This window comes from Sulfurimonas sp., from assembly GCF_032250635.1.
Classification (GTDB): domain Bacteria; phylum Campylobacterota; class Campylobacteria; order Campylobacterales; family Sulfurimonadaceae; genus Sulfurimonas.
Map to the genome: position 1 here is coordinate 1 of NZ_JAVVFL010000194.1, position 4086 is coordinate 4086.

General features: G+C 37.8%; 1 protein-coding gene and 1 pseudogene. Both read right to left on the minus strand.

Annotated features, from left to right (window positions below):
- Positions 1–102: 102 nt before the first annotated feature.
- Complete coding sequence (locus RQ763_RS10270; RefSeq protein WP_314152843.1) at positions 103–3333, minus strand: ATP-binding protein; 3231 nt, start codon at positions 3331–3333, stop codon at positions 103–105.
- Positions 3334–3336: 3 nt separating this feature from the next.
- A pseudogene (locus tag RQ763_RS10275) lies at positions 3337–4086 on the minus strand (hypothetical protein); the annotation flags it as partial.

Genomic DNA, 4086 nt, shown 5'->3' on the forward strand with positions numbered 1-4086 from the left:
TTACATCAGGGTTTTTCATAAGCATCGACTTCAGAAGTTTAAGGTTTATCATATCGTCGTCTACGGCTAATATTACTAATTGTTTCGACATTTTTTTACCTTTTAAGCGTATTTTTTAAACAGAGATTGAAGTAACTCTCTGTTTACAACATTGTTAATGATTTCATCTACATGCTCTTGATGTTGCGATGCATCTTTGTGGATGGAGTCATCAATAAGCACGACATGAGAATCAAGACCGTTTGCGTTGCTAAGCTTTCTAATGCTTGATGCAATGGGACCTACATTTAAATTGCTGTACTCCTTATCAAAAAGTACGACTTTGTAAGAGTAGTTGTTTATAAGTTCCTCAAAGTCGACTAATGAGGAAGCGACTTCATAAGTAAGCCCCATCGCCTCTATGACTCTTGTATAGAGTTTTGTCTCAAAAGCACTCTTTTTTGCTATTAGTATATCTGCTCTATATTCAGGTTTTGAGGGATGTTCTACGGCCTCTGTTAGCTTCTCTATAATCGCTTCTTGCGTAGGAGTAACGTCCTTAGTATGCTTGACTTTGCTACTCTCTTTTACTTTGCTGTTTTTTGCTAAATCGTCAACTTCAACTATATGGTTTGCCAAGAAGTAGTTTAAAACAGCAATAATTTCTGAGCGAACCAGAGGCTTTGTTGTGTACTCATCAAGTCCTGCCGCTAAGAATTTCTCTCTGTCTCCTTTTAGTGCATTTGCAGTCAGCGCTACTATTGGGACGTGAGGCTGTTTATAATCCTCTTCCCACTCTAAAATCTCTGTAGTCGCTTCGACACCGTCTAAGAATGGCATTTGGATATCCATAAAGATCATATCAAAATTTCCATCTTTTCTCTTTTGGAACGCATCAAGACCATTGTTTGCAATCGTTACAGTTAGTCCTAAATCTTCCAGTGTTCTTTGGATAAGTTTTTGGTTGATGATATTATCCTCAGCAACTAGAACATTTGCTACAAATCTCGAAGTGTTTAAGTCAAATTTCTTGCGAGAGCGTTTTTTGACAACTTGCATAGATGCGTTTGTCATAACGTAGTTTTCAAGTGTCTGCTTTATTTTTGAAGCGTGTAGCGGCTCATAAAGAATCTTAAATATATCAAGTCCAAAACTGTCTACCTTTTTCATTAGATTTGATTTTGTTAAAACTATAAGCTCTTGAGGCAGTTTTGCAAGTTCTGCCAGTGTCTCTTCGGTTACATAATCATAGTCTGCAAAGATTATGTTGTAGTTTACATCGTTTTGCAAGACAGCGACTTTACTTATGTCTTTAAATGTCGTGTACCCTACGCCGAAGTAATCAAGATACTCTCTCAAGTACTTGTCTTGCTTTTTGATCTTCATTGAATCGCTTAGTATAAGAGCCTTAACAGTGTTAAAGGTATCTTTTGAACTCTCAGCGAGTGTTTCAACCTCTTCAAAATCCAAGGTAAAGAAGAAGGTGGTTCCCTCTCCCACTTTACTATCAAGGTCAAGTTCTCCGCCCATTAACTCTACAAAGCTGCTAGAAATCGTAAGACCTAGACCTGTACCGCCGTATTTACGTGTTATAGAAGTATCTGCTTGAGAGAATGCTTCAAATATTTTTGATTTTTGCTCTTCTGTTACACCGATACCGCTATCTTGAATCTCAAACTTGACTCTTGTTTTGCCGATTTCGCTAGATTCTAATCTTCTTATATTGACGTTTATAGAGCCTGCATTGTTTGTAAATTTAACCGCATTAGAGAGAAGGTTGATAATAATCTCTTTAAGTTTAGTAGGGTCCCCTTTAAGCGGAAACTCAAGACTTGGGTCAATAAAACATCCAAGATTGATATGCTTCTCACTTGCACGAACCGCATAAACTTCAACCGCACTCTCAAATTCAAGGATTGGGTTAAAGGCAATGTTCTCAATCTCAAGTTTATTGCTCTCAATCTTAGAGAGGTCAAGAATATTGTTAATGATTTCAAGTAAGTTTTCAGAACTTTTTTCAATAATATCGACAAACTCGCTCTGCTCCTCTTGAAGACCTGAGTCTTTAAGAAGCTCTGTAAATCCGACGATACCGTTAAGTGGAGTACGAATTTCGTGTGACATATTTGCGAGGAACATCGATTTTGCTTCACTCGCCTCTTGAGCAGAGATTTTATCTCTTTTGGTCTGCTCAATAATCTCTTCAAGAAGTTCGTATGCAAGGTCGGTACCCTGCGCCGTATGGAGGTTAATCTTTCTATCTTGTGAGTCATAATCCTCGGCAACTTTTTCAAGAACGTTCTCAAGGTGTTTAATGTTACTTGCAATCTCATTTGAGAGAATATAACCAAGAATAGCAAGGATAATAGCAATCAACCAAGCTCCAAAGGTAATAATCAATATCTGCAGAGACTCTTGCTGAACCTGACGTGCTCTATTGTCCATGGCATCAAGAAGAAGATTTTCAGCTTCTGAAATAATATTGATCTTCTCTGAGAGCATAGTAAACCAAATACCTGAAGTAATCTCGTACTCTCCGGTTTCCGCAAGCGTAATAATCGCAGTTCTTTCACTGTTTATATCTGTAAAAAGCTCTAAATTATCCTCTGTTTTAAAAATAGAGTCAAGTTGCTGCGCAAGAGCTTTATTTTGTATTCCTTCGTAATTTATAGAGTCGGCCTTACCGATAATAGAGATCCATTTACTTAAATCTTCGTCACCAAGCGGAGTTGAACGAGAGATAATATATGATAAATATCCCCGCTCAACACCGGATGCCTCTTTAGCGTGAACCATAGAGATGTACAGAGAGTATAATTCGCTGATCTCTTTGTCTATCTGATTTTCGGTTATCTGCTCTAGTTGTTTAATAAGTTTCTCTTGAGCTGTGACGTAAACACTGTTAAACAGTTCATCAAACTCGATGTTAAGTTCATCTACAAGAACTCTTGCAGATTTTATTTTATTCATTGAATCAACAATAGAGTCAATATTGTTACATGCAGCACAGTCAGCTTCGCCGCCTTCTTTTGTGTGCGTATGCAGAGATTGGTTTAATCTTGCACTCGCTAAGTACTCTTCAACCCTTTTATCAACTATTTTTCTCTGCTCGTTAAGAGATTTCAAAATATTTTCTGTTTTGTTACCCAGGTACATGGCGCTCATACCGCGCTCACGAGCAAGGTTACCTACTATTTCATTGATAAGCCTGTTTTCATCAAGCCTGATCTGCAGCTGATCTGCTGCTTTGTACTCCATAAATGAGCTGTAAACAAAGTAACTGCTTAGCGCAAACAGTACAATAATAGGTAAAAGACTTATAAGTCTTAGTCTGTTTTTTAATCCAAGTTGCATTACTTATCCTCTATAGTTAGAAATTAGATTTAATTTTGAGATTATCTTTTCAATGAGATTTTTGATGCTCAAGTTATCAGAGGAGCTAATTATAGCCTTCAATTCATCATCAAGGTCGTGGATTCTCATGTTTTCGCTCATTCCTCTTAGCTTCACTGCAGAACCTTTACACGCCTCAATATTATCCTTTTCCGCGAATTCAAGCATGGAGTTGCTAATATCTTTTGCTTCATGTAGATAATCATCAAAGAGCTCGTTAAAACTATCAATGTTTAAACCCATCTCGTTGGCTATCTGTTTTTTGTCGTATGTAAATGCAATATCAGGCTCACTATACTCTTTTGAAGACTCCTCGGCAACAGCATCTTGTGCAAAATCTTCAAAAGTGTCGCCTTGCTCTTCCAGCTCCGGCAACTCTTCATCAATAATCTCTTCTTTAGCCACAGCGCTTTGGTTTAAAAATTCATCATCTGCCAATTCCGGAATCTCTATGGAGTCGGGAACTTCAGAGTCATCTACAGTTATGCTAGGAGTCGGAACGTCCTCCTTAAAAGACAAGACGAAATCCTCCTCCTCATCTTTATGGCTTTTTGTATCAGCAACTTCTTCAACGGCAGAAGCGTCTACGTTGGAGAGTTTGTTTATAATTCTGTAGAGTCTGTCAAGATTTGTTTTGATTTGGGCATACTCTTCAAGTGAGTTTATTTTACTTAAGGTATCAAGTGCGTCCTCTATTCTAAGATTTGCCGCAAC

Excerpts from the sequence above, each read along its gene's own strand:
- RQ763_RS10270 (WP_314152843.1), bottom strand. The coding sequence starts at position 3,333 with ATGCAACTTGGATTAAAAAACAGACTAAGACTTATAAGTCTTTTACCT.